The 24,681-nt window shown below is 68.6% G+C and carries 23 protein-coding genes; 19 read left to right on the top strand and 4 right to left on the bottom strand.

Going from position 1 to position 24,681, the window contains the following annotated elements:
- Nucleotides 1-24: 24 nt before the first annotated feature.
- The 4 genes from H8N03_RS19070 to H8N03_RS19085 are packed head-to-tail and all read left to right on the top strand — an operon-like array spanning nt 25 to nt 4,571.
- The gene (locus H8N03_RS19070) at nt 25-1,599 is read left to right on the top strand and encodes an ABC transporter substrate-binding protein (RefSeq protein WP_187077810.1); all 1,575 of its coding nucleotides are present in this window, start codon (nt 25-27) and stop codon (nt 1,597-1,599) included.
- Between the two features lie 4 nt (nt 1,600-1,603).
- On the top strand, nt 1,604-2,536 hold the full coding sequence (locus H8N03_RS19075) for an ABC transporter permease (protein ID WP_187077811.1): 933 nt from the start codon (nt 1,604-1,606) through the stop codon (nt 2,534-2,536).
- Nucleotides 2,533-3,510 (top strand): ABC transporter ATP-binding protein, encoded by a 978-nt coding sequence (locus H8N03_RS19080; RefSeq protein ID WP_187077812.1) that lies wholly within the window; start codon nt 2,533-2,535, stop codon nt 3,508-3,510. The genes H8N03_RS19075 and H8N03_RS19080 overlap by 4 nt, the downstream gene beginning before the upstream one ends.
- Nucleotides 3,507-4,571, top strand: coding sequence for an ABC transporter ATP-binding protein (locus H8N03_RS19085; protein WP_187077813.1), 1,065 nt, complete (start codon nt 3,507-3,509; stop codon nt 4,569-4,571). Before H8N03_RS19080 ends, H8N03_RS19085 begins: the two co-directional genes overlap by 4 nt.
- Nucleotides 4,572-4,689: 118 nt before the next feature.
- Here H8N03_RS19085 and H8N03_RS19090 read toward each other — a convergent pair whose 3' ends face one another.
- Together H8N03_RS19090 and zwf are read right to left on the bottom strand one after the other, a co-directional pair.
- Nucleotides 4,690-5,538, bottom strand: a complete 849-nt coding sequence (locus tag H8N03_RS19090) for a MurR/RpiR family transcriptional regulator (RefSeq protein WP_187077814.1) — start codon at nt 5,536-5,538, stop codon at nt 4,690-4,692.
- A gap of 6 nt (nt 5,539-5,544) precedes the next feature.
- Nucleotides 5,545-6,999: a glucose-6-phosphate dehydrogenase gene (gene zwf, locus H8N03_RS19095; RefSeq protein WP_187078037.1), complete on the bottom strand. Its 1,455-nt coding sequence runs from the start codon at nt 6,997-6,999 to the stop codon at nt 5,545-5,547.
- Nucleotides 7,000-7,150: 151 nt separating this feature from the next.
- Between zwf and tal the strand changes: the two genes are divergently transcribed.
- The 7 genes from tal (at nt 7,151) to H8N03_RS19130 (ending at nt 12,052) form a co-directional block, all read left to right on the top strand.
- Complete coding sequence (gene tal, locus H8N03_RS19100; RefSeq protein ID WP_187077815.1) at nt 7,151-8,095, top strand: transaldolase; 945 nt, start codon at nt 7,151-7,153, stop codon at nt 8,093-8,095.
- Entirely contained in the window at nt 8,092-9,630 is a 1,539-nt protein-coding gene (gene pgi / locus H8N03_RS19105) for a glucose-6-phosphate isomerase (RefSeq protein ID WP_187077816.1), read from the top strand. Before tal ends, pgi begins: the two co-directional genes overlap by 4 nt.
- A 139-nt stretch (nt 9,631-9,769) precedes the next feature.
- A complete protein-coding gene (locus tag H8N03_RS19110; RefSeq protein WP_187077817.1) occupies nt 9,770-10,156 on the top strand; it encodes a hypothetical protein in 387 nt (128 codons plus the stop codon).
- Nucleotides 10,156-10,416, top strand: a complete 261-nt coding sequence (locus H8N03_RS19115) for a DUF5985 family protein (RefSeq protein WP_187077818.1) — start codon at nt 10,156-10,158, stop codon at nt 10,414-10,416. The genes H8N03_RS19110 and H8N03_RS19115 overlap by 1 nt, the downstream gene beginning before the upstream one ends.
- Nucleotides 10,417-10,674: a DUF5985 family protein gene (locus H8N03_RS19120; protein WP_187077819.1), complete on the top strand. Its 258-nt coding sequence runs from the start codon at nt 10,417-10,419 to the stop codon at nt 10,672-10,674.
- Nucleotides 10,675-10,738: 64 nt separating this feature from the next.
- Nucleotides 10,739-11,329, top strand: coding sequence for an RNA polymerase sigma factor (locus tag H8N03_RS19125; protein ID WP_187077820.1), 591 nt, complete (start codon nt 10,739-10,741; stop codon nt 11,327-11,329).
- A gap of 9 nt (nt 11,330-11,338) precedes the next feature.
- On the top strand, nt 11,339-12,052 hold the full coding sequence (locus H8N03_RS19130) for an anti-sigma factor (protein WP_187077821.1): 714 nt from the start codon (nt 11,339-11,341) through the stop codon (nt 12,050-12,052).
- Here the strand turns inward: H8N03_RS19130 and H8N03_RS19135 are convergent.
- The gene (locus tag H8N03_RS19135; RefSeq protein WP_187077822.1) at nt 12,024-12,509 is read right to left on the bottom strand and encodes a HugZ family pyridoxamine 5'-phosphate oxidase; all 486 of its coding nucleotides are present in this window, start codon (nt 12,507-12,509) and stop codon (nt 12,024-12,026) included. The two genes, H8N03_RS19130 and H8N03_RS19135, sit on opposite strands and share 29 nt — an antisense overlap.
- Nucleotides 12,510-12,562: 53 nt before the next feature.
- Here H8N03_RS19135 and H8N03_RS19140 point away from each other — a divergent pair, with 53 nt between their 5' ends.
- Complete coding sequence (locus H8N03_RS19140) at nt 12,563-13,171, top strand: DUF6151 family protein (protein WP_187077823.1); 609 nt, start codon at nt 12,563-12,565, stop codon at nt 13,169-13,171.
- A 125-nt stretch (nt 13,172-13,296) separates the two neighbouring features.
- Nucleotides 13,297-17,007: an ATP-binding protein gene (locus tag H8N03_RS19145; RefSeq protein WP_187077824.1), complete on the top strand. Its 3,711-nt coding sequence runs from the start codon at nt 13,297-13,299 to the stop codon at nt 17,005-17,007.
- A 3-nt stretch (nt 17,008-17,010) separates the two neighbouring features.
- Here the strand turns inward: H8N03_RS19145 and H8N03_RS19150 are convergent, their stop codons facing one another.
- A complete protein-coding gene (locus tag H8N03_RS19150) occupies nt 17,011-17,322 on the bottom strand; it encodes a hypothetical protein (protein ID WP_187077825.1) in 312 nt (103 codons plus the stop codon).
- Nucleotides 17,323-17,563: 241 nt separating this feature from the next.
- On the opposite strand from H8N03_RS19150, the gene H8N03_RS19155 reads away from it, so the two are divergent.
- From H8N03_RS19155 to H8N03_RS26655, 6 genes are all read left to right on the top strand, one after another.
- Entirely contained in the window at nt 17,564-17,836 is a 273-nt protein-coding gene (locus H8N03_RS19155; protein WP_187077826.1) for a helix-turn-helix domain-containing protein, read from the top strand.
- 3 nt (nt 17,837-17,839) lie between these two features.
- A complete protein-coding gene (locus tag H8N03_RS19160; protein WP_187077827.1) occupies nt 17,840-19,177 on the top strand; it encodes a type II toxin-antitoxin system HipA family toxin in 1,338 nt (445 codons plus the stop codon).
- 409 nt (nt 19,178-19,586) lie between these two features.
- The gene (locus H8N03_RS19165; protein ID WP_354005150.1) at nt 19,587-21,737 is read left to right on the top strand and encodes a type I secretion system permease/ATPase; all 2,151 of its coding nucleotides are present in this window, start codon (nt 19,587-19,589) and stop codon (nt 21,735-21,737) included.
- The gene (locus H8N03_RS19170; RefSeq protein ID WP_187077829.1) at nt 21,734-23,176 is read left to right on the top strand and encodes an HlyD family type I secretion periplasmic adaptor subunit; all 1,443 of its coding nucleotides are present in this window, start codon (nt 21,734-21,736) and stop codon (nt 23,174-23,176) included. Before H8N03_RS19165 ends, H8N03_RS19170 begins: the two co-directional genes overlap by 4 nt.
- A 32-nt stretch (nt 23,177-23,208) precedes the next feature.
- Complete coding sequence (locus tag H8N03_RS19175) at nt 23,209-23,649, top strand: hypothetical protein (protein ID WP_187077830.1); 441 nt, start codon at nt 23,209-23,211, stop codon at nt 23,647-23,649.
- A 224-nt stretch (nt 23,650-23,873) separates the two neighbouring features.
- Entirely contained in the window at nt 23,874-24,674 is an 801-nt protein-coding gene (locus H8N03_RS26655) for a LamG-like jellyroll fold domain-containing protein (protein ID WP_222623054.1), read from the top strand.
- Nucleotides 24,675-24,681 lie beyond the last annotated feature (7 nt).

Consider the following 24,681-nt stretch of genomic DNA (forward strand, 5'->3'; position numbering starts at 1 on the left):
CTTCATCCGACAAGGAGCTCGCAAATGCAGACGAAGACCCGATGGATCGCGCTCGCCGCCCTGGGGGCCGCCGCGCTCGGCGCGCAGGCGCAGACGGTGCGCATCGCCAACCAGGGCGATGCGCTCTCGATGGACCCGCATTCGCTGAACGAGTCGCTGCAGCTGTCCGTGGACGGCAACGTCTACGAGCCCCTGGTCGGGCGCAACAAGGACCTGAGCCTCGCCCCCATCCTCGCGACCTCGTGGAAGCAGACCTCGCCCACGGTGTGGCGCTTCGAGCTGCGCAAGAACGTGCAGTTCCACGACGGCAAGCCCTTCACGGCCGACGACGTGCTGTTCTCCTTCGCCCGCACGCAGGCCGAAGGCTCGGACATGAAGAGCTACACGAACGACATCAAGGAGGTGCGCAAGGTCAACGACCATGCCATCGAGATCGAGACCAAGAGCCCCTTCCCGATCCTGCCGGACGTGATCTCGCTCGTGTACATCATGAGCAAGAAGTGGTGCGAGGAGAACCAGGCCACGCGCCCGGTGGACCGCCGCAAGGGCATCGAGAACGCGGCCTCCTTCCGCGCCAACGGCACGGGCCCGTACCGCCTGCGCGAGCGCCAGCCGAACGTGCGCACGACCTTCGTGCGCAACGGCGCCTACTGGGGCAAGATCGACGGCAACGCGCAGGAAGTGATCTTCACGCCCATCGGCAACGACGCCACGCGCGTGGCCGCGCTGCTCTCCGGCGAAGTGGACGTCATGGAGCCGGTGCCGGTGCAGGACATCGACCGCGTCAACGGCTCCCCGAACGCGAAGGTGATGGTCGGCCCCGAGCTGCGCACCATCTTCCTGGGCATGGACCAGTCGCGCAACGAGCTGCTGTACTCCAGCGTGAAGGGCAAGAACCCCTTCAAGGACAAGCGCGTGCGCCAGGCCTTCTACCAGGCCATCGACATCGACGGCATCCAGAAGACCGTGATGCGCGGCGCCTCCAAGCCCACCGGCCTGATGGTCGGCCCGGGCATCAACGGCTTCGACGCGAACCTCAACAAGCGCCTGCCGTACGACCCCGAAGGCGCGAAGAAGCTGCTGGCGGACGCGGGCTATCCGGGCGGCTTCGAGGTCACGATGAACTGCCCGAACGACCGCTACGTCAACGACGCGCGGATCTGCCAGGCCGTGGCCGCGAACCTCGCGCGCATCGGCGTGAAGATCAACCTCGCCGCGGAGACGAAGGGCACGTACTTCCCCAAGATCCTGCGCCGCGACACGAGCTTCTACATGCTGGGCTGGACGCCGGGCACCTACGACGCGCACAACGCGCTCAATGCGCTCATGGCCTGCCCGGACGACAAGGGCACCGGCCAGTTCAACCTGGGCAGCTACTGCAGCCAGAAGCTGGACCAGCTCACGCGCCAGATCCAGTCCGAGACGGACAAGGCCAAGCGCTCCGCGATGATCCAGGAAGCGTTCAAGGTGCACTCCGACGACATCGGCCACCTGCCGCTGCACCAGCAGTCGCTGGCCTGGGGCGTGGCGAAGAAGGTGGACATGGTGCAGCTCGCCGACAACTTCATGCCGTTCAAGTGGATCACCGTGAAGAAGTAAGCGCGTGAAGGCGGTCCTCTCGCGCTGGTTCGACGGCGACGTCGGCTACAGCTTCCGCACGTCGCCCGTCGCCATGCTGGCCGCGGCGATCGCCTTCGTCTGCATCTTCTGTGCGGCGTTCGCCGAGCTGGTGGCGCCGCACGACCCGTTCGACCTGGTCACCCTCGAACTCGGGCACGCGCGGCTGAAGCCTTCGCTGGAGGCGCACGCGATGCCCAACCCGCAGGATGCGCCGCGGCACTACTACCTCGGCACGGACGACCAGGGCCGCGACATCCTGTCGACGATCATGTACGGGGCCCGCATCTCGCTGGTGGTGGGGCTGGTGTCGGTGCTGCTGTCGATGCTGATCGGGGTGGGGCTCGGGCTGCTGGCCGGCTTCCGCGGCGGCTGGATCGACGGCTTCCTCATGCGCCTGTGCGACGTGATGCTCAGCTTCCCGCCCATCCTGGTGGCGCTGCTGATCGCCGGCGTGGGGCGCGCGCTCTTTCCCAACGCGCACACCAGCGTGGCCTTCGGCGTGCTGATCCTCGCCATCACGCTCACCGGCTGGGTGCAGTACGCGCGCACGGTGCGCGGCTCCACGCTGGTGGAGCGCCACAAGGAATACGTGCAGGCGGCGCGCGTCACGGGCGTGGCGCCCCTGCGCATCATGCTGCGCCACGTGCTGCCAAACGTGACGGGGCCCGTGATGGTGCTGGCGACCGTGCAGGTCGCCACGGCGATCATCACGGAGGCCACGCTGTCCTTCCTCGGCGTGGGCGTGCCGCCCACGTCGCCCTCGCTGGGAACGCTGATCCAGGTCGGGAACAACTACCTGTTCTCGGGCGAATGGTGGATCACCGTCTTCCCCGCGGTCATGCTGATCCTGATCGTGCTGTCGGTGAACCTGCTGGGCGACTGGCTGCGTGACGCCCTGAACCCCAAGCTCCGATGACCTTGCTGCAAGTCCAGGACCTGGTGGTCGAATTCCCCACGCGCCGCGGCACGCTGCGCGCGCTGGACCGCATCTCCTTCGAGATCGCGCCGGGCGAGATCCTCGGCGTCGTCGGCGAATCCGGCGCGGGCAAGTCGCTCACCGGCGCGGCCATCATCGGCCTGCTGGAGCCGCCGGGACGCATCGCCTCCGGGCAGGTGGTGCTGGAAGGCGAGCGCATCGACGACCTGCCGCCCGCCCACCTGCGCCACATCCGCGGGCGCAAGATCGGCGCGATCTTCCAGGACCCGCTCACCTCGCTGAACCCGCTGTACACCATCGGCCGGCAGCTCGTGGAGACGATCCAGGCGCACCTGCCGGTCGACAACGCGGAAGCGCGCCGGCGGGCGGTCTCCCTGCTGGAAGACACGGGCATCCCCGCTGCCGCGGAACGCATCGACCACTTCCCGCACCAGTTCTCGGGCGGCATGCGGCAGCGCGTGGTGATCGCGCTCGCCCTCGCGGCGGAGCCCCGGCTGATCGTGGCGGACGAGCCGACCACGGCGCTCGACGTGTCGATCCAGGCGCAGATCATCCAGCTGCTCAAGCGGCTGTGCCGCGACCGCGGTGCCGCGGTCATGCTGATCACGCACGACATGGGCGTGATCGCGGAGACCTGCGACCGCGTCGCGGTGATGTATGCCGGCCGCATCGCGGAGATCGGTCCGGTGCACGAAGTGATCCACCAGCCGGCGCATCCGTACACGCTGGGGCTGATGGCCTCCATCCCCGACATGGAAGGCGAGCGCGAGCGCCTGAACCAGATCGACGGTGCGATGCCGCGCCTGAACGCCATCCCGCCCGGATGCGCCTACCACCCGCGCTGCCCGCGCGCCTTCGGCCGCTGCGACCGCCAGCGGCCGGAGCTGTTGCACGCAGGCGCCACGCAGGCCGCGTGCTGGCTGCACGATGCCAATGCGGAGCTGGCGGCATGACCGTCGTGGCAGGCAGCCCTCACCCCAGCCCTCTCCCGCAAGCGGGAGAGGGAGCGAAGCTCGCCTCCGCGCCGCCCCTGGTCCAGGCCCACGACCTCGCCAAGACCTTCGACGTCTCCGTCCCGTGGCTCAATCGCGTCCTGGAACGCAGGCCGCGCCAGCTGCTGCACGCGGTCGACGGCGTCGGCTTCGAGATCGCGCGGGGGCAGACGCTGGCGCTCGTGGGCGAGTCCGGCTGCGGCAAGAGCACGGTGGCGCGGCTGCTGGTGGGGCTCTACGAGCCCACGCGCGGCGGCTTCACCTTCGACGGTCAGGACGCGCACGCCGCCTTCCGCACGCCGGAAGGGCGCAAGCTGCGCCGCCGCATCCAGATGATCTTCCAGGACCCGTATGCCAGCCTCAACCCGCGCTGGCGCGTGGAAGACATCGTGGCCGAGCCGCTCAAGGAACACGGCCTGATCGCCGGCGCGGCGGATCGCCGCACGCGCGTCGGCGAGCTGCTGGCGTCGGTGGGCCTGAGCCCGCAGGACATGGTCCGCTACCCCCACCAGTTCTCGGGCGGCCAGCGACAGCGCATCTCCATCGCCCGGGCCCTGGCGACGCACCCGGAGTTCCTGGTCTGCGACGAGCCCACCTCCGCGCTCGACGTCAGCGTGCAGGCCCAGGTGCTGAACATCATGAAGGACCTGCAGCGCCAGCGGGGCCTGACCTACCTGTTCATCTCGCACAACCTCGCCGTCGTGCGGCACGTGAGCGACCAGGTCGGCGTCATGTACCTGGGGCGCATCGTCGAACTCGCCGGCAAGCACCAGCTGTTCGGGCAGCCGCAGCATCCGTACACGCGCATGCTGCTCGATGCGATCCCGAAGATGCACGAGACGGGGCGGGCGCGCACCGCGGTGCAAGGGGAGGTGCCGAACCCGCTGAACCCGCCGGGTGGGTGCACGTTCAACCCCCGGTGCCCGCATGCGAACGAGCGGTGCCGCGTGGAACGGCCGGCGTTGCTGGAGATCCGGGGGGTGCGCGTGGCGTGCCACGCGGTGGAGGAGGGGCGGATTTGAGCGCGGTGCATGCTGGGGTGCGCTTCGCGCAACCCAGCCTACGAGCGCAGCGCACCCGTGCGCACGGGCCCGCGGACGGCCCGTAGGCTGGGTTGCGCGACAGCGCACCCCAGCGCTCTCACGCGTACCGCTTCGTCCTCAGGTTGTTCTTCATCTCCCGCAACAGCGGCTGCAACCTCCCCCCGCCGATGCGCAGCGCCACCGTCGTCGCCAGCACGTCGATGATCATCAGGTGCAGCAGCCGCGACACCATCGGGCTGTACCGGTCGTAGCCTTCGGGATGGTCCGCGGACAGGTGGATGTGGCCCGCGGTCGCGAGCGGCGAGCCCGTGGCCGTGATGACGATGGTGGTCGCACCGTTGCGCCTTGCGATGTCGCAAGCGTCCATCAGGTCGCGCGTGCGGCCCGAGTTGGAGATCACGACGAGGCAGTCGCCCGGCCCGAGCAGCGTCGCACTCATCACCTGCATGTGCCCGTCGCTGTACGAGTTGGTGTTCACGCCCAGGCGGAAGAACTTGTGCTGGGCGTCGAGCGCGACGACGCCGGAGTTGCCCGCGCCGTAGAACTCGATGCGGTGCCCGGATTCGCACGTCGCCGCCAGCGCCACCGCCGCCTTCTCCACCGCGAAGGTGGAGGCGTCGTTGCGGTACTTCAGGAAGGCCGCGACCGCGTTGTCGATCACCTTCACCAGCACGTCGCTGGTCTTGTCGTCCACGTCCACGCTCCGGTGGATGAAAGGCACGCCTTCGCTGACGCTCCCCGCGAGCTTCAGCTTGAAGTCCGACAGCCCGTCATAGCCCATGCTGCGGCAGAAGCGCACCACGGTGGGCTTGCTCACGTGCGCCCGGTCGGCGAGCTCGCTCACCGGCAGGTTCGCGAAGGAGCGGGGATCGCCCAGCACGAGCTTCGCCACGCGCTGTTCGGCGGGGGCCAGCGAGGGCATGGAGGCCTTGATGCGATCGAGCATGGCGCCTCAGCACTCCTCGGACCAGCAGAAGCCGTCGCGCGCGATCATGGCGCTCGACGCGCTGGGGCCCCACGTGCCGGCCGCGTACGGGCGCGGGCCGCGCGCGTCGCCGGCCCAGTGTTCCATGATGGGCTCCACCCAGCGCCACGCCGCCTCCTGCTCGTCGCTGCGCACGAAGAGATTCAGGCGCCCGGCGATCACGTCCAGCAGCAGGCGTTCGTACGCGCCGACGCGCTCGGAGCCGAAGCGCTTGTCGAAGTCCAGGTCCAGGTGCACCGGCGCCAGCACCGGCCCGTTGCGCCGCGACTCCTGGCCTTGCGCCAGCATGTGCAGCTGCAGGCCGTCGCGCGGCTGCAGGTTGATCACGAGGCGGTTCCAGCTGCCCGGCGGCGTCTCGTAGATCGCGTGCGGCGCTTCGCGGAAATTCACCACGATGTGGGCTTCGCGCGCGGCCAGCCGCTTGCCCGTCCGGATGTAGAAAGGCACGCCGGCCCAGCGCCAGCTGGAGATCTCCGCGCGGAGGGCCACGAAGGTCTCGGTGCGGCTGTCCGGGTTCACGCCCGGCTCCTCGCGGTAGCCGGGCACTTCGCGCCCGCCCACGTTGCCGCCCGCGTACTGCCCGCGCACGACGTGCTGGTCCAGCATCATCGGCGTCCAGCGCTGCAGCGAACGCAGCACCTTGAGCTTCTCGTCGCGGATCGCGTCGGCATGAGCGTTGATCGGCGGCTCCATGGCCAGCGCGCACAGCAGCTGCAGCGCGTGGTTCTGCACCATGTCGCGCAGTGCGCCCGTCTTGTCGTAGAAGGCGCCGCGCTTCTCCACGCCCAGGTCCTCGGCGATGGTGATCTGGATGTTGGAGATGTGTTCGCGCCGCCACACCGGCTCGAACAGCGCGTTGCCGAAGCGCATGGCGAACAGGTTCTGCACGGCGGGCTTGCCGAGGTAATGGTCGATGCGGAAGATCTGCCGCTCGCTGAACGCGCGGCGCACCGCCTCGTTGATCTCGCGATTGGACGCGAGGTCGTGCCCCAGCGGCTTCTCCAGCACGAGGCGCGTGTTGGGCCGGTTCAGCCCCGAGGCCGCGAGTTGCTGGCACACTCGCGTGAAGAGGTCGGGCGCCGTCGCGAGGTACATCACCACCGTTTCCGCATGCCGCTCGCGCAGCATGTGGGCCAGCCGGCCGTAGTCGGCGGGCTGCGACAGGTCCAGCCGCAGGAAGTGCAGCAGCCCGGCGAAGCGGTCGAACTCCTCGGGCGTGGGGCGCTTCGCGAGCTCGACGTCGTCGAAGCGCGAGCGGATCAGGTCGCGGTACTGCGCGTCGCTCAGGTCGTCGCGCGCCACGCCGATGATGCGGCCGCCCGCGGGCAGCGTGCCGTGGCGGAAGGCCTGGAACAGCGCGGGCATCAGCTTGCGCCATGCCAGGTCGCCGGTGCCGCCGAAGAGGACGAGGTCGAAGCTCATGTTCTTGTTGTGCACGGTTGGATGGCCCATCGTAACTTAGTTTCATTATCTGAGGACCGCTCCCCGACGGTGGGCTCGACGAGCGGTGTGTAATTTCGTTACTGCACCGCGGGCTGCCCCGAGCGGGCGCCGCGCCGCCGATAATGGACCCATGAACCAACTGGACGCCCTCAAGCAGTACACCACGGTCGTCGCCGACACGGGCGACTTCAACCAGCTCGCGCACTACCACCCGCAGGACGCGACGACGAATCCCTCGCTGATCCTGAAGGCCGTGCAGAAGCCGGAGTACGCGCACCTGCTGCAGGAGACGGTGCAGCGCTTCCGCGGCAAGCCGATCGACGAGGTCATGGACCGCCTCATCGTCCGCTTTGGTACCGAGATCCTGAAGCTGGTTCCCGGCCGCGTTTCCACGGAAGTGGACGCGCGACTGAGCTTCGACACCGAGGCCACCTACAGCCGCGGCGAGCGCCTCATCGAGCTGTACCAGGCCGAGGGCGTGCCGGTAGACCGCGTGCTGATCAAGGTGGCGTCCACCTGGGAGGGCATCCAGGCGGCGAAGAAGCTGCAGAAGCGCGGCATCAACACCAACCTCACGCTGCTCTTCTCGTTCTGCCAGGCCGTTGCCTGCGCGGAAGCGGGCGTGCAGCTGATCTCGCCCTTCGTGGGCCGCATCTACGACTGGTACAAGAAGAGCGCCGGCGCGTCCTGGGACGAGGCGGCGAACGCCGGCGCGAACGACCCTGGCGTGAAGTCGGTGCGGCAGATCTACCTCTATTACAAGCACTTCGGCATCCCCACCGAGGTGATGGGCGCGAGCTTCCGCAACACGGGCCAGATCCGGGCGCTGGCCGGTTGCGACCTGCTGACGATCAGCCCCGAGCTGATGGCGGAACTGAAGAACACCGACGTTCCCCTGCAGCGCGCGCTCGACCCGGCGCACGCGAAGGCGACGGAGATGCAGCGCGTGCAATACGACGAGCGCCAGTTCCGCTGGGCGCTCAACGAGGACGCGATGGCCAGCGAGAAGCTGGGCGAGGGCATCCGCGCGTTCGCCGCCGATGCGATCAAGCTCGAAAAGCTGATGCAGGCATGAACCGGGCGCGTTGCGACGAGACCGCGGCCTGGCGGCAATTGCAGGAGCGCTTCCGTACCCACGGCGCGGCCTTCGACCTGCGACAGGCTTTCGCCGGGGACGCCGGCCGCTTCGCCCGCTTCGGCCAGCAGGCGCCGCACGTCTTTGCCGACCTGTCCAAGAACCTGGTCGACGCCGGCATCGAAGACCTGCTGCTGGCGCTCGCGCGCGAGACCGGCGTGGAGGCGTACCGCGACGCGATGTTCGCCGGCGAGCGCATCAACCACACGGAGAACCGCGCGGTCAAGCACTGGCTGCTGCGCGCGCCGCGCGATGCGGCCGACCCGGATTCCGTCGCCGTGCACGAGACGCTGGATGCGATGCTCGCGTTCGCCGAGGGCGTGCGCGCGGATGCGCAGATCACCGACGTGGTGAACATCGGCATCGGCGGCTCGGACCTCGGCCCGCAGATGGTCGTCGCGGCGCTGGAGGCGTCCAACCGCACCGGCAAGCGCTTCCACTTCGTCTCCAACATCGACGGCCACGAGCTGGACGCGGTGCTGCAGCGCCTGCGCCCCGAAGGCACGCTGTTCCTGGTCGCCTCCAAGACCTTCACGACGCTGGAGACGATGACCAACGCGCGCTCGGCGCGCGCCTGGTTCGGGCAGCAGGGCGGCCGCGACGTCGCGCGCCATTTCGCCGCGCTCACCACCAACGTGGAAGCCGCGCGCGAGTTCGGCATCACCACCACTTTCGGCTTCTGGGACTGGGTGGGCGGCCGCTATTCGCTGTGGTCGGCCATCGGCCTGCCGATCGCCATCGCCATCGGCGCCGAAGGCTTCCGCGAGCTGCTGGCCGGCGCGCATGCGATGGACACGCACTTCCGCACCGAGCCGCTCGCGCGCAACCTGCCCGTGCGCCTCGGCCTGCTGGACGTCTGGTACCGCGACTTCCACGGCTTCGGCAGCCGCAGCATCGCGCCGTACCACGGCGCGCTGCGGCGCCTGCCCGCGTACCTGCAGCAACTGGAGATGGAGAGCAACGGCAAGAGCGTGGACGCGCAAGGCCGGCCGGTCGGCTTCGGCACTTCGCCCGTGCTGTGGGGCGAGCCGGGCACCAATGGCCAGCACGCGTACTTCCAGATGCTGCACCAGGGCACGGACCGCGTGCCGGTGGAGTTCATTGCCGTGAAGCAGCCGTCGCATGCGCTGCCCGGGCACCACGACCTGCTGCTGGCGAACGCGCTCGCGCAGGCGCAGGCGCTGATGCAGGGCAAGGCGGACCCCGGCGGCCACCGCAACTTCGCCGGCAACCGGCCCAGCACCTTCTTCCTGCTGGACGCGCTCACGCCGGCCGCGCTCGGCGCGCTGGTGGCGCTGTACGAGCACCGCGTGTTCACGAGCGGCGCCGTGTGGGGCATCGACAGCTTCGACCAGTGGGGCGTGGAGCTGGGCAAGGTGCTCGCGACCGATCTCGCGAAGCGGCTCGCCTCCGGCGACGTGCAGGGGCTGGACGCGTCCACCGCCGGACTGGTGCAGCGGCTGCGCGGCCGCTGAACCGGCCCGGGAGGACCGCCGGGCGATCGGGATCACCCCGGGCGCTCCTGCCGAGCTGGGATGCGGGGTATAGTTTGCCTTGCATTTGTACCCATCGATCTGCGCGCGCCAGCCGCTCGCAAACGGCGCGCATGACAGCATGAGCAAGACAAGGATCCCCGACGAGGTCCGCCGCTTCATCCTGACGAGCATCCCCTCCGTGCCTTATCTCGAGGCACTGCTGCTGCTGCGGGCCGAGTCCGCGCGGCCCTGGGACTCGTTCAGGCTGGCCGGACGCCTCTACATCGGCGAAGGCCAGGCACTGGAGCTGCTGCAGTCCATGCAGCAGGCCGGCGTCACGCGCCGCCTGGACGACGGCACCTTCGTCTACGGCCCGGCGCAACCCGAGCTGAACGCACTGATCGACGAGCTGGCGAACACGTATTCGCAGGACCTCGTCGGCATCACCGACCTCATCCACTCCCGCATCGACAAGAGGGCACAGAAGTTCGCGGACGCCTTCCGCTGGAAGAAGGAGGGCGAGTGATGGCTTCGTTGATCTACGCGCTGTGCGCGCTCACCAGTTTCACCTGCCTCGTGCTGCTGTGGCGCAGCTACGTGGGCACCGGTTCGCGGCTGCTGTTCTGGAGCGCCGCCTGCTTCCTGCTGCTGACCACCAACAACGTCCTGCTGGTGCTGGACAAGATCGTCTTTCCCGTGGAGGTCGATCTCTCGATGTGGCGCCTGGTGTCCGCGCTCGCGGCCGTGGTGCTGCTGCTGTTCGGCCTGATCTGGGAGGAGGACTAGATGGAACAACTGATCATGGGAGCCATCGCGGCAGGTTCCATGTTCGCCGGCCTGTTCTTCTTCCGCTTCTGGCACCAGACGCGCGACCGCTTCTTCCTGTTCTTCGCCGGCTCCTTCTGGCTGGAGGCGCTGAACCGGATCGCGCTGACGGTGGTGGACCATGCGAACGAGCAGGAGCCCCTGTTCTACGTCGTGCGCCTCATCTCCTACGGGTTGATCCTGGCCGCCATCTGGCAGAAGAACCGGGGCAAGCGCTAGTCCGTTGACCCCGCGCCGCGGCCGGACTTGAATCCGCCCGGTGCTTTGTCGCGTACCGTCGGGCATGGACCCTTCCAACGACCCGCGGCTGATCGAGCTGCTGGACCGCGTGGCCACCGCCACGCTGCCGCTGCCTTCCAGGGAACAGGCCTTCCAGGCCTTCTACGACCTCACCTGCTCCAAGATGTACGGCCTCGCCCTGCGCGTGGTGGGCAACCGGGACTGGGCCGAGGACGTGCTGCAGGAAGCCTACCTGCAGGTGTGGCGCACGGCGGGGACTTACCGCAGCAGCCTGAGCCCGCCGCTCGCCTGGGTCGGCATCGTCGTGCGCAGCCGCGCGCTCGACTTCCTGCGCCGGCGCAACAGCGAACGCGCCGACGCCGCGCTGGAACTCGACGACGCGATGGCCGAGACGCTTCCCGGCGACGCGGCCAACCCCATGGACACCCGGCAGGCCAGCGAAGCCGCCTGGGCACTCCACGAGTGCCTGCGCAAGCTGGAGGGCAAGCAGCGCGAGGTGGTGAGCCTCGCGTACCTGCGCGACCTGAGCCACGGCGAACTCGCGGAGCAGCTGCGGCTGCCGCTCGGGACCGTGAAGACCTGGATCCGCCGCGGCCTCGAGCAGCTGCGCGGCTGCATGTCGCGTTTCGCCTGAGGAGGACCGATGGACCCGATGCGATCCCCCGAACGCGCCGACCGGCTCGCCGCCGCCTATGCGCTGGGCAGCCTGCGCGGCGGCGCGCGCCGCCGCTTCGAAGCCGCCGCGCGCCAGAGCCCCGCGCTGCGCGCGCACGCCATCCTCTGGCAGGAGCGACTCGCCGCCATGACCGAACTGCAGCCGGAAGAACAGCCCAGCCCCAACGTCTGGCGCCGCATCGCGATCGCGCTGCGCAGCGAGACGCAGCCCGCGCCGCCGACACCCGCGCGCCGCGTGGGCTTCTGGCGCGGCGCGGCGCTGTCCGGGGCGTTCGCGGCGCTGGTCGCGTTCATGCTGGCCGGCTACCTCGGCTCGCAGCTCACGCAACTGAGCGCCGCGCCGGAGATCCGCTACGTTTCCATGCTGGAGGACGACCGCTCCGCGCCGGCGATGCTGGTCACCTTCGATGCGCGCCATGGCACGCTGACGCTCAAGCGACTGGGCACCTTCCAGGAAGGCCCCGACCGGTCGCTGCAGCTGTGGGCCCTGCCCCCTTCGGGCGGGCCGCAATCGCTGGGCGTGCTGGCAGCGGGCGGCTCCGTGACGCTGCCGGCCGGCGAAGGCCAGGTGCGCCAGGTGCCGGCACTCGCGATCAGCCTGGAGCCGCGGGGCGGCGCGCCGGCGGGCAGCGGCCCCACCGGGCCGGTGCTGTTCAAGGGGGCGTTGCTGCCGACGACATGAGCTGCGCGTACTGCGCACCCGTAAGGGAACCCGCCTGGGCGAAGCCCCCGACGAAGCGCGCGGAGCGCGGCACGATGCGGAACAGCGAGAAGTCGCCGAAGCCGAACATGGGTTCGCTCGCCGGAAAGCGCGCGAGGTAGGCCGCGCGGGCTTCGGCATAGCCGGAGGCATCGGTCCCCAGCGGATGCGCCGCGCCCTGCAGCGTGGCGCGCGGCACCGCCTGCGCCGGCGCGTCGGGTGACCGCTCGCCCAGCACCATCACGCTCACGCCCGCGTGCTCCTCCATGTCGCGCGTGTGCGTGGCGAGCCGGCTCACGTGCACGACGAGGGCGCCGTCCGCCAGCAGTGCGTACGGCACCATCGACACGAAGGGCTCCCCCTTGTGCAAGGTGCCGAGCGCGGCGATCTCCTGCCGTTGCAGCAGCTCGCGCAAGGCTTGCGACTGGTGTGCATCCATGGCGGCACCTTACCGCAGGTGCGCGGCGTCCGCTTCCCCGCCACAATCCGCCCATGCCCCATCCCTTCCAGTGCCGCTGCGGCGCGCTGCGCGGCGAGATCACCCACACGCAGCACGCCGTGCGCGCGGCCTGCTACTGCCGCGACTGCCAGGCCTATGCGCACGTGCTGGGGCAGGGCGCGCAGGTGCTGGATGCGAACGGCGGCACCGAGGTGGTCGTCACGCAGGCCGCGGACGTGCACCTCACGCAGGGACGGGACCAGCTGGCCTGCCTGTCGCTCTCGCCGCGCGGGCTGCTGCGCTGGTATGCGCGCTGCTGCGACACGCCGATCGCGAACACGCCGCGGGACTGGCGCCTGCCGTACGTGGGCATGGTGCACAGCTGCCTGCACCAGCCGCGTCCGCTGGAGCACGCCTTTCCGCGCGTGCAGATGCGCGTGAACACGAAGGGCGCGCACGGCACGCCGCCCGCGTCTTCGCGCGTGGCCGGCGCCCTGCGTTTCCTGGGCACCGCCTTGCGCCTGTTCGCGGCGCGCGTGCGCGGCACTTATCGCACCACCCCCTTCTTCGACGGCCAGGGGCAGCCGGTAGCGGCCGTGCACGTCGTGGACCGGCAGGCGCTGCAGGCCGCCCGCGCACGGGCGGCTGCGGTCCCGCACTGAGCCGCGCGCAACGCGACAGCGCGACGTTCGTCACGTCGTTGCGCCAGGCATGTAGGACGACGCCTATAGTCGCGCTGCACAGGCAGGACAGCAGTGGATACTCGGCAGCCTTCCCGAAAGTCGTCATGGCACCCCCTGCAGTCCCTTGCACCGTGCCCGGAACGGAGTTCCTTTCCGGCGGTGGTGAACTCTCGTCGCTCATCCTGCAGCACGACTGGTCTTCCACGCCCCTGGGCCCCGTCGCGCAGTGGCCGCAGAGCCTGAAGACCACCGTCAGCCTCATGCTCAACTCGCAGCACCCCATGTGGGTGGGCTGGGGGCCGCAGGCGACCTTCCTCTACAACGAGGCGTACATCTCCGTGCTGAGCCAGGCGAAGCACCCGTGGGCCCTCGGGCGTCCGGCCGCGGAGGTGTGGGCGGAGATCTGGGACGTGTGCGGCCCGCTCGCGGACCGCGTGTTCCAGCACGGGCAGGCGAGCTTCCAGGACGACGTGCGCCTGTTCATGAAGCGCCGGGATTACGTCGAGGAAGTCTTCTATTCCTTCTCGTACAGCCCGATCCGCGACGAGAGCGGCGGCGTCGGCGGCCTGTTCTGCCCGAGCGCCGAGACCACCGGCAAGGTGCTGGGCGCGCGCCGGCTGGCAACGCTTTCCGACCTGGCCGCCGAAGCGCTGGTCAAGAGCACCGTGCACGACGCTTGCCAGACGGCGATGCAGATCGTCGGGCGCAACGCCGACGACGTGCCGTTCGCGCTGCTGTTCCTGGTCGACGCGGATGGCGCGCTGCAGCTCGCGAGCAGCACGCACCTGGAGGGTTGCCCGCCCGAGGCCTTCCTCGCCACGACCTGGCAGGTGCAGGAGGTGTTCGCGCAGCGCGAGGCACGCACCGTCCCTGTCCCGGCCTTGCCGTGCCTGCCCGTCGGCCTCGCCAACCAGCCGGTGCTGCGCGCGCGCGTGCTGCCCGTGTCGCGCTCCAAGGACGACGAACCTTTCGGCGTGCTGGTTGCCGCCGCCAGCCCGGCGCGGCCGCTGGACCAGGAGTACGAGTCTTTCTCCGGCCTCGTCGCCAGCCAGCTCGCCAGCACCGTGCAGAACGCGCGCGCGGCCGAGGAGGCGCGGGCGCGCGCCGAGAAGCTGGCCGAACTCGATCGCGCCAAGACGCTCTTTTTCTCGAACGTGAGCCACGAGCTGCGCACGCCGCTCACGCTGATGCTCGGCCCGCTGGAGGAGATGGAGGCGAGCAGCGCCACCGTGCAGGACGGCACGCTGCGCCACGGCGTCACGCTTGCCTTGCGCAACGGGCGGCGGCTGCACAAGCTGGTGAACACGCTGCTGGACTTCTCGCGCATCGAGGCCGGCCGGCTGCGCGCGAGCTTCGTGCCGACGGACCTGGGCGCGGAAACCGCGGACCTGGCGAGCAACTTCCGCTCCGCCATCGAGAAGGCGGGCATGCGCCTGGTGGTGGACTGCGTGTCGACCGGGCAGCAGATGTATGTCGACCGCGAGATGTGGGAGAAGGTCGTCCTCAACCTGGTCTCCAACGCGTTCAAGTACACGCTGCAGGGCGAGATCGTCGTGCGCCTGCGGATGGACGGCACGCACGCCGTGCTGGAGGTGAGCGACACCGGCGCCGGCATTCCGGAGCACGAGCTGCCGCGCCTCTTCGAGCGCTTCCACCGCATCGAAGGCACGCGCGGCCGCACGCACGAAGGCACGGGCATCGGCCTCGCGCTGGTGCAGGAACTGGTGCGGCTGCACGGCGGAACGATCGCCGTGCGCAGCCGCGCGGGCGAGGGCAGCAACTTCGAAGTGCGCATCCCCGCCGGCCGGGCCCATTTGCCGCAGGAGCAGGTCTCCGAGGTGCCGAAGGCCGCGGTGCCACGCGTGGGCGGTGCGTACATCACCGAGGCGCTGGGCTGGCTGCCGGACGAGGGCCTGGAGAGCCCGGCACCCACTGGAACGACCGCCTCCGGCCGCATCCTGCTCGCCGACGACAACGGCGACATGCGCGAGTACATCGCCCGCCTGCTGCGCGCGGAGGGCTACGAGGTCGTGCTCGCCGCGGACGGCGAGCAGGCGCTGGAGCGGATCCGCGAGCGGGCCCCGGACCTGGTGATTACCGACGTGATGATGCCGCGGCTGGACGGCTTCGGCCTGCTGAAGGCGCTGCGCTCCGAAGCTTCGCATGCCTCGATCCCCGTCATCATGCTGTCCGCGCGCGCCGGCGAGGAGGCCCGCGTGGAAGGCCTGGAGTCCGGCGCCGACGACTACCTGGTCAAGCCGTTCTCGGCCCGCGAACTCCTGGGACGCGTCACCGGCACCCTGGCCGTGGCGCGTGCCCGCCGCGCCGCGCTGGACATCGAACGCCGCCTGCGCCGCGACACCGAGAACATCCTGGAGAGCATCGGCGAAGCCTTCATCTCGCTGGACCGCCAGTGGCGCTTCACCTACGTGAACGCGGAGGCCGAGCGCATCAACGGCGTGCCGCGCGAGCAGCTCCTCGGGCGCGACCATTGGGAGGTGTACCCGGAGGCGGTCGGGACCGAGGTGGAGCGGCGCCTGCGCTCGGTGATGGCGACCGGCGTGCCCGACCACTTCGAGAACCACTACGCGCCCTGGGACCGCTGGTTCGAGATCAGCTGCTACCCGGTGGAGGAGGGCGGCATCACCGTCTACTACCGCGACATCTCCGACCGCAAGCGGGCCGACGAGATCGCGCGCGAGGCGGAGCGGCGCAAGGACGAATTCATCGCGACGCTCGCGCACGAGCTGCGCAACCCGCTCGCGCCCATCCGCGCGGCGCTGCAGGTGCTGCACCGCACGCCCGACGCCGCCGCGGCCTCGCGCATGCGCGAGGTGATGGAGCGCCAGGTGAACCACATGGTGCGCCTCGTCGACGACCTGATGGACGTGGCGCGCATTTCGCGCGGCAAGCTGGAGCTGCGCTGCCAGCGCGTGCAGGTGCGCGAGGTGGTGGACGCGGCGCTGGAGACCAGCCGTCCCCTGTTCGAGCGTGCCCGCCACCAGCTGACGGTGACGACGCCCGACGCCCACCTCTGGATCGACGCCGACCCGACGCGGCTGGCGCAGGTGATCTCCAACCTCCTGAACAACGCGGCCAAGTACACGCCGGACGGCGGCGAGATCCGCCTGGAGGTGCAGCGTGCCAACGAGGGCCAGCTGCGCATCGCCGTCAGCGACAACGGCGCCGGCATCGCGCCGCAGCTGCTGCCGCACGTCTTCGACATGTTCGCGCAGGGGCACGACACGATCGAGCGCGCGCAGGGCGGCCTCGGCATCGGCCTCACGCTCGTGCACCAGCTCGTGCGGCTGCACGGGGGCGAGGTCACGGCGAGCAGCCCGGGCCTCGGCTTCGGCAGCACCTTCACGGTGACGCTGCCCCTGCCGGTGCAGGACGAGGCGGCGGCCGACGCGGGCGGTGCGCGCGGTGAACAGGGCGCGCGGGATGGCATCCGCGTGCTGGTCGCCGACGACAACGTGGATGCGGCGACGACGCTCGCGATGCTGCTGGAGCTGATGGGGCACCGTTGCACCGCGGTGCACGACGGCCCCTCGGCGCTGGCGAGCTTCTCGCAAGTGAAGCCGGACGTCGTGCTGCTCGATATCGGCATGCCGGGGATGGATGGCTACGAGGTGGCGCGCCGCCTGCGTGCCATGCCGGGTGGAGACAGCGCCACGGTGGTCGCGCTCACCGGCTGGGGCGCGGCGAACGACCGCGCGCGCTCCGCCGAAGCCGGCTTCGACCTGCACCTCACGAAACCGGTGGACCATGCCGCGCTGGCCGCGGCCTTGCAGGGCGCCCGCTCGGTCGCCTGAGCGCTAGCGCTTGCGCTGGTTGCGCACGCCGGTGAAGGGATCGAGCTCGTCGAGCTGGCTGGCGCCCGTGTCGCGCACCTGGATGCGGGAGGAGGGCGCGAGGTCCTGCATCTGGCTGTCCAGCGCCGTCATCGAGTCTTCCCACATGCTCCAGTCGGCTTGGGTGTTGCCTTCGGCGACGACCTCGGGCAAGGGGGCTGCAGCGACTGGCGCGTCGGCCGCGGGGTCGGGCCGCGCGGGGCGCAGGGCAGTCTTCGGCCTCGGCTTGCGTGCCGCCGCCGGTGCGACTTCCTGGCGCTTGAACCACTTGAACATCGGGGGTCTCCACGGCCGGACTGCGCCGGGCCGGCGCGCGCGCTGTGGCGGCTTGGGTCTTGGTTCCTGCTCCCCTGCCGGGCATTCTGGTCGGCGGGACGGGCGCGTCAAGAGGGGTATCCGGGTCCCTTGCCTCCATACTCTTGATGGGAGTATCCTGCATATACTCCTATTGCGAGTTATCTCCGCATACTCGTTATCGGAGTAAAATCCGTTTACCACCCGTTCGAGTACCAGCGCCATGGACTATCCCTTGCTGACCACGATGCAACTCGGGCACGTCCTGCAGTCGGCGCGCAAGCTGCGCGGGCTCACCCAGGCCGAAATGGGGGAGCGCCTGGCCCTGAGCCAGAAGCGGATCTCCGCGCTCGAGCGCAATCCCGGCAGCATCACCGTGGAGCAGTTGCTGGGTCTCTGCAGCGCGCTGGGGCTGGAACTGACGATAGCGCCGCGAACGACGCCCCCGATGGCTGCCAAGGGCGCGCGCGCGCCGCGCAGCAAGGTGGAGTGGTAGCCCATGGGGCGCCGGTCGCACGCGCGCGCACTCTCGGTATGGGCCAACGGGCTCCGGGTCGCGACCTGGCGCATTCCCGCGCGCGGCGAGGTGGAGCTGCAGTACGACCCCGTTTGGCGCGAATCCGATGCCGGGCGCCCGCTGTCCCTCTCGCTTCCGCTAGGCGTGCCCGGTTCACTGCTGCGTGGCGCGGCGGTGGAGAACTACTTCGACAACCTGCTCCCGGACAGCGCGGACATCCGCAAGCGCATCGCCGGGCGGTTCAGGACCGACTCGACGGACGCCTTTGACCTCCTCGCCGCGACGGGCCGGGACTGCGTCGGAGCGGTGCAGTTATTGGGGGAGGACGAGACGCCCGACGGATTCGACCGCATCGAGGGCATTCCGCTGTCCGACCGCGAGGTCGCTGCGCACCTGGGCGGCATCGTCGCCCCACCGGTGCCAGGGCCTGGCGGCGACGATGCATTCCGGATCTCCATCGCGGGGATGCAGGAGAAGAGCGCCCTCCTGTGGCATGGCGGCCGCTGGCACCTGCCCGTCGGCGCGACGCCCACGACGCATATCCTGAAGCTTCCGCTCGGGTTCGTGGGCCACATGAAGGCCGACCTCACGACGTCGGTCGAGAACGAGTGGCTTTGCATGCAGCTGCTCGAGGCGTTCGAACTTCCGGTCGCCAGCACCAGCATCCGCGACTTCGCCGGGCAGCGGGTCCTGTGCGTGGAGCGCTTCGACCGCAGGCTGCACTCGTCCGGCACGTGGATCATGCGGCTGCCGCAGGAAGACTTCTGCCAGGTGTACGCGCTGCCCCACACCCGCAAGTACGAGGCGGACGGCGGCCCGGGCCTGGTGGACATCGCGAGGATCCTCAAGGGTTCGGAGCGGGCCGACGAGGACCGGGCCACGCTGCTGAAGGCGCAGATCCTCTTCTGGATGCTCGCCGCCACCGACGGCCATGCCAAGAACTTCAGCATCCAGCTGCTGCCGAAGGGGCGCTACCAGCTCACGCCCTTGTATGACGTGATCTCGGTGCTGCCGGTGATCGGCGATGCCCCCAACCAACTGCGGTGGTACAGGCAAAAGCTGGCGATGCCGGTGCACGGAAGGAGCAGGCACTACCTGCTGAAGGACATCCGCAGGCGCCACTTCGACACGACGGCGCTCCTGTGCGGTTATGGGCCCGTGGCGGAGCCGTTGGTGCAAGAAATCCTGGAGAAAGTGCCGGGCGCCATCGAGCAGGTGCATGGCCGGCTGCCGCGGGGCTTTCCGCAACGGGTGGTGGACGCGATCTTCACTGGCCTGCAGGATGCGGGGAGGCGGCTGCACGACATGCGGCCCGCATAGACCCTGCGTGCCGGATTCAGCGGAATTCGTCCCGCTGAATCCAGGGCCGCCATCGTCCGACTTGTTGCCCACTACCGCCTCCGCGCCATTGTGAGCGGACCCTTCTGTCCGCTTCTCCGAAGCGCATCGAGACATCCAGAGATACCCCGACACCCCTGTCAATGTTGACAGGGGGTGTGATCTCGCCCTTCGGCAAGACGCCTACAACCCGCCCACTCGTCGGGTCCTTGTGCAGGGAAACCCGCGCATCCGCCAAAAGAGCGATGGCATTCCACGCGGCCGACAGGACACTCGCGGCGATTTGGGCTAAGTAAAAAAAGGAATTTGAATGCAAGGGGGAAGCGCCGTGGCTAAGGAGCTAGCCACGGAGAAACAGAGCGCTGAGGTCCACGCACGGCATCGGGATGACGTGCAATCCGCATTAGCCGCTCTATGCATCGTCGCTCGCCTGCATCAGGTGAGTGCAGACCCAGCAACGCTCGCTCATCAGCTGGGCCTTGCTCCCAGTGAAGCACTTGATACGGACGCTTTGGTTCGCGCCGCCCATCACCTTGGTCTGAGAGCAAAGCTGTCTAACTCCACGCCGGACCGGCTCCAGCTGACACCGCTGCCTGCGCTCGCGGTTATGCGGACCGAGCAAGGCGTGCTCCGTGTCGTGGTCCTGGCCCAATGCGATGGACAGCGCGTGCTGATTCAAGCTCCGGACGCGACGACGGCCCGACCGACGATCGAGCCACTCTCCGTCTTCATCGAGCAATGGACAGGCGAGCTGATCCTGATCACGAGTAGGACCAGCCTGATGGGCGAACTGGCCAAATTCGACTTCAGCTGGTTCGTGCCCGCGCTGGTGAAGTACCGCCGGCTCCTGGGGGAGGTCCTGCTGATCTCCTTCTTCCTCCAGTTGTTTGCATTGGTTAGCCCGCTCTTCTTCCAGGTCGTCATGGACAAGGTGCTGGTGCATCGCGGCCTGACGACGCTCGACGTGCTGGTGATCGGGCTGGTGGTCGTGGTGCTGTTCGAGAGCCTGCTCAATGGGCTGCGCACCTACATCTTCAGTCACACCACGAGCCGCATCGACGTGGAGCTCGGCGCGCGCTTGTTCCGCCACCTCGTGCAGCTGCCGCTTGCGTACTTCCAGGCGCGGCGGGTGGGCGACTCGGTAGCCCGCGTGCGCGAGCTGGAGAACATCCGCAGCTTCCTCACTGGCAATGCGCTCACCGTGCTGCTGGACGTCTTCTTTTCTTTCGTCTTCGTCGCGGTGATGCTGTTCTACAGCGTGCCGCTCACGCTGATCGTGCTCGCCAGCCTGCCGCTGTATGCGGGGCTCAGCATGGCCGTAGTGCCAGTGCTGCGCAAGCGCCTCGACGTGAAGTTCGCGCGCGGCGCGGAGAACCAGGCAATGCTGGTGGAGACCGTCACCGGCATCCAGACGGTGAAGGCTAGCGCGCTGGAACCGAGCTTCGGCCGGCGCTGGGACAACCAGCTGGCCGCCTACGTTTCGGCCGGCTTCCGCACGCAGAACCTGGCGAGCTGGGCGCACGAGGGTATCAGCCTGATCGGCAAGCTCGTGAACGCCGCCACCCTGTGGTACGGCGCGCACCTGGTGATGGACAACGCGCTCACCGTCGGCCAGTTCGTCGCCTTCAACATGTTCGCCCAGCGCGTCGCGCAACCCATCATGCGCATGGCGCAACTGTGGACGGACTTCCAGCAGACCGGTATCTCTATGGCGCGGCTTGGAGACATCCTCAACACCCGCACGGAGGTGCCGCCCACCAGCGCCGCGCAGCTGCCGCCGCTGAAGGGCCGCGTGACGCTGCACAACGTGACCTTCCGCTACCGGTCGGATTCGGCGCCCGTGCTTGATGCCGTCAGCCTCGACGTGCGCCCCGGCGAGGTGATCGGCATCGTGGGCCGCTCCGGTTCTGGCAAGAGCACGCTGACCAAGCTGGTCCAGCGGCTCTACGCGCCGGAGCAGGGCCGGCTGCTGGTGGACGGCATCGACGCCGGGCTGATCGACGCGGCACAGCTGCGGCGGCAGGTGGGCGTGGTGCTGCAGGAAAACCTGCTGTTCAACCGCAGCGTGCGCGAGAACATCGCCATCTCCGACCCCGCCGCGCCGATCGAGGCGGTGGTCCGGGTTGCGCAGCTCGCGGGCGCGCACGAATTCATCAGCGAACTGCCGGAGGGCTACGACACCATCGTCGGCGAACAGGGTTCGTCGCTGTCGGGCGGACAGCGCCAGCGTGTCGCCATCGCCCGCGCACTTTTCACCAACCCGCGCATCCTGATCCTCGACGAGGCGACGAGTGCGCTGGACTACGAAAGCGAAGCCATCATCCAGCGCAACATGGTCGCCATCTGCTGCGGCCGCACCGTCTTGATCATTGCGCACCGCCTCTCAGCAGTGCGCAACGCCAACCGCATCATCGTCATGGACAAAGGCCGCATCGTGGAGGCTGGAGCACACGACGCGCTGGTCCAGAAGCCGGACGGCCTCTACGCACACCTCTGGAGGATGCAGGACGGCCGCGGGGTGCCCAAGGGAGCCCTGCCATGAGCGCTCAGGCACTGCACCACCCCTTCGTCGAACTGATGGCACGGTACCGCGCCATCTTCCGGGGTGCATGGGAAGTCCGGCACGAACTCGCCGGGCCCAAGCGCATGGCCGACGAGGCCGCCTTCCTGCCGGCAGCGCTGAGCCTGCAGGAAACGCCTCTGCACCCGGCCCCGCGGCGCCTGGCGTTTGCGTTGATCGCGCTCTTCACGATCGCAGTCGCCTGGTCGATCTTCGGTCACGTGGACATCGTCGCCGTGGCGCCGGGGCGCATCGTGGTGAGCGAGCGGACCAAGCTGATCCAGCCGCTGGAGCGCAGCGTTGTGCGGCGCGTGCTGGTGAAGGACGGCCAGCGCGTGAAGGCCGGCCAGCCACTGGTGGAGCTCGACCCTACGTCAGCGAGCGCGGACAAGACAGCCGTCGAGGAGCAGCTCAAGGCGAACACCTCAGACGCGCTGCGTGCGCGTGCACTCCTGAAGGCGATGCAGGGCGGCGCGGTCGATCTGCGCGCGACGCCGCTGCTGGACGTTCCTTCCAGCTGGTCTCCGGCGGAACGCAGTACGGCGCAGATGCAGCTCGCCGCGGAGCGGAGCGAGATCGGTGCCAAGCTCGCCAGGCTGGCCGCGGAGATCCAGCGTCGGCAGGCCGAGGCGGCGACGATGCGCGAGGCGGTGGCGAAGCTCGAAACCACCTTGCCGCTCGCGCGGCAGCGCGAGGAGGACGTCAAGCGCTTGGCGGCGCAAGGCTTCATGTCCGGTCACGCCGGCCAGGACCGCACACGCGAACGCATCGAGCTGGAGCGCGACCTCGCGACGCAGCGCGCGAAGCTGCAGGAGACCTTGGCCGGCCTGCACGAGAGCGAGTACGCCCGCGCCGCCTACCTGGCCGAGACGCGCCGTACGTTACATGACCGCGAGGCACAGGCCGACCTGCGGCGCCAGGCAGCCACGCAGGAACACGCGAAGGCCGTGCATCGCGAGCAACTGGCCACCCTGACGGCACCGGTCGATGGGGTGATCCAGCAGGTGTCCGTGCACACATCCGGCGGTGTGGTTACCGAAGCGCAGATTCTGATGATCGTGGTGCCGGAGGGGGCGCAGATCACTGCTGAAGTGACGCTGGAAAACAAGGACATTGGCTTCGTCGCGCCGGGGCAGGCCGCGGCGATCAAGCTAGAAACGTTCAACTTCACGCGTTACGGAACCATCGACGGCAGGGTGACGATCGTCACGGCGGACGCGGTCAATGACGAAAAGCGCGGTGCGATCTTTCCGGTGACTCTGGCGCTGGCGCATGACGAGATTGATGTCGACGGGAAGATGATCCGGCTGGCGCCGGGGATGAACCTGACGGCGGAGATCAAGACAGGGAAGCGACGGGTGATCGAGTATCTGCTGTCGCCGATACAGAGAGCGACGAGTGAGAGTTTAAGAGAGCGATGAGCTCGACATGTGTTTAAGAACTGGAGTCACGCATGGCCTTCGTCAACGAGTACGTCCCGCCGCTCGAAGCGGAAGCCTCCGAATTTCTGCGCGCGGCGCGCGCGAAGCTGGGGACTGGGCACACCACCCACGACATGTGGACTGTGGACCGCGAGAACGACATGGTTCTTTGTTTGAATGGCGTGGGCACGTCTTTGGAATCTCAGAATCACGAGTACTGGTCTTTCATCGACCGAAAGGGGGAGTACTTCGCAATCGTTGAGGTGCTCGCGCGATCGGAGATTGCTCCAGGTGCACTGGCGATCACGCGATCTATCGCCTTCCAGCGACACCCACGGTGGGCTGTTCCAGACAGGGAGACTCGGGCGTGCATCAAGGCGGCGCTGCAGGAATACAAGGATCTCGGGGCGGCGTCTATCTACAAGAAAGTGCAACTGAAGCTGATTGATGCCTTCACCGGTGAGGAGATCTGAGATGGCTGCGATGCTTACCTTGCAGCAAGCCTTCGACGAGCTCGAGGCACTGACCGCAGGCGCTTTCAAAGAGTCCGATTTGATGGATCTGATAGCGCGAGTTTCATTGGATGATGCACCTGGGAAGGTTCAGGGTAGCGTCACACTGCTCTACGGCGGGAAGATCAATGGCATCTCCGCCGACGACTACGTGGCGACCATGATCCGACAAGGCGAAGACATCCGTGTGGTTAACAAGACGGTGGTCGGTACATTTATGGCGGACCCTCGATTCACCACCGCATTCGACTCAGTTGAACGGACAGTGGTACCACGTGGCGGTTTCGCGTGTCGGAGGAGCCGTCTATGCCTTCGTCAACGGTGTCGCATACGCCGTGACGACCTCGCTGGGCACTACCCCTCTCTACGCGAACCTCAATTCACCGCGCGTGATCGGTGGGCAGTCCGCGTCGCCGTATCGGATCTTGAACGGATACGTCGACGACCTTCGGGTGACGATGGGGAAGGCGCGCTATGACTCTTCGTTCACCCCCCCCAATACTGCATGGGCCGATAGCGCGGCGACCAAGGGGCACACCAAGGGCGATATCCAGTCCGTCACTGATGCCGCCGGTCATGTGGTGCAGTACGTCCTGTACGACCCGGCGCGTCGGCCTCGCCAGATGGTCGATGCCAAGGGCATTACCACGGACATCACGTACGCGCCGCGTGGCTGGGTCGCCACGGTGACGGTGGCCCCTCCGGGTGGAGCATCCCGCACGACGACGTATACGTACGACGACGTCGGCCAGCTGACCGGGGTGAGTCTGCCGGACGGGACAAGCCTGGCCTACAGCTATGACGCCGCCCACCGCATGACGGGAGTCTCGGACGCCCGCGGCAATTCCATCACCTACACGCTGGACGCCGCCGGAAACCGCACGGGCGAAGATGTGAAGGACGCCGCCGGCATGCTGCGCCGCTCCGTGGCACGCTCCTTCGACGCCTTGAACCGGGTGCAGCAGGTCACCGGCGCTGCCGAGTGAGGGGAAG

The sequence above is a fragment of the Ramlibacter cellulosilyticus genome, from assembly GCF_014297465.1.
GTDB lineage: Bacteria > Pseudomonadota > Gammaproteobacteria > Burkholderiales > Burkholderiaceae_C > Ramlibacter > Ramlibacter cellulosilyticus.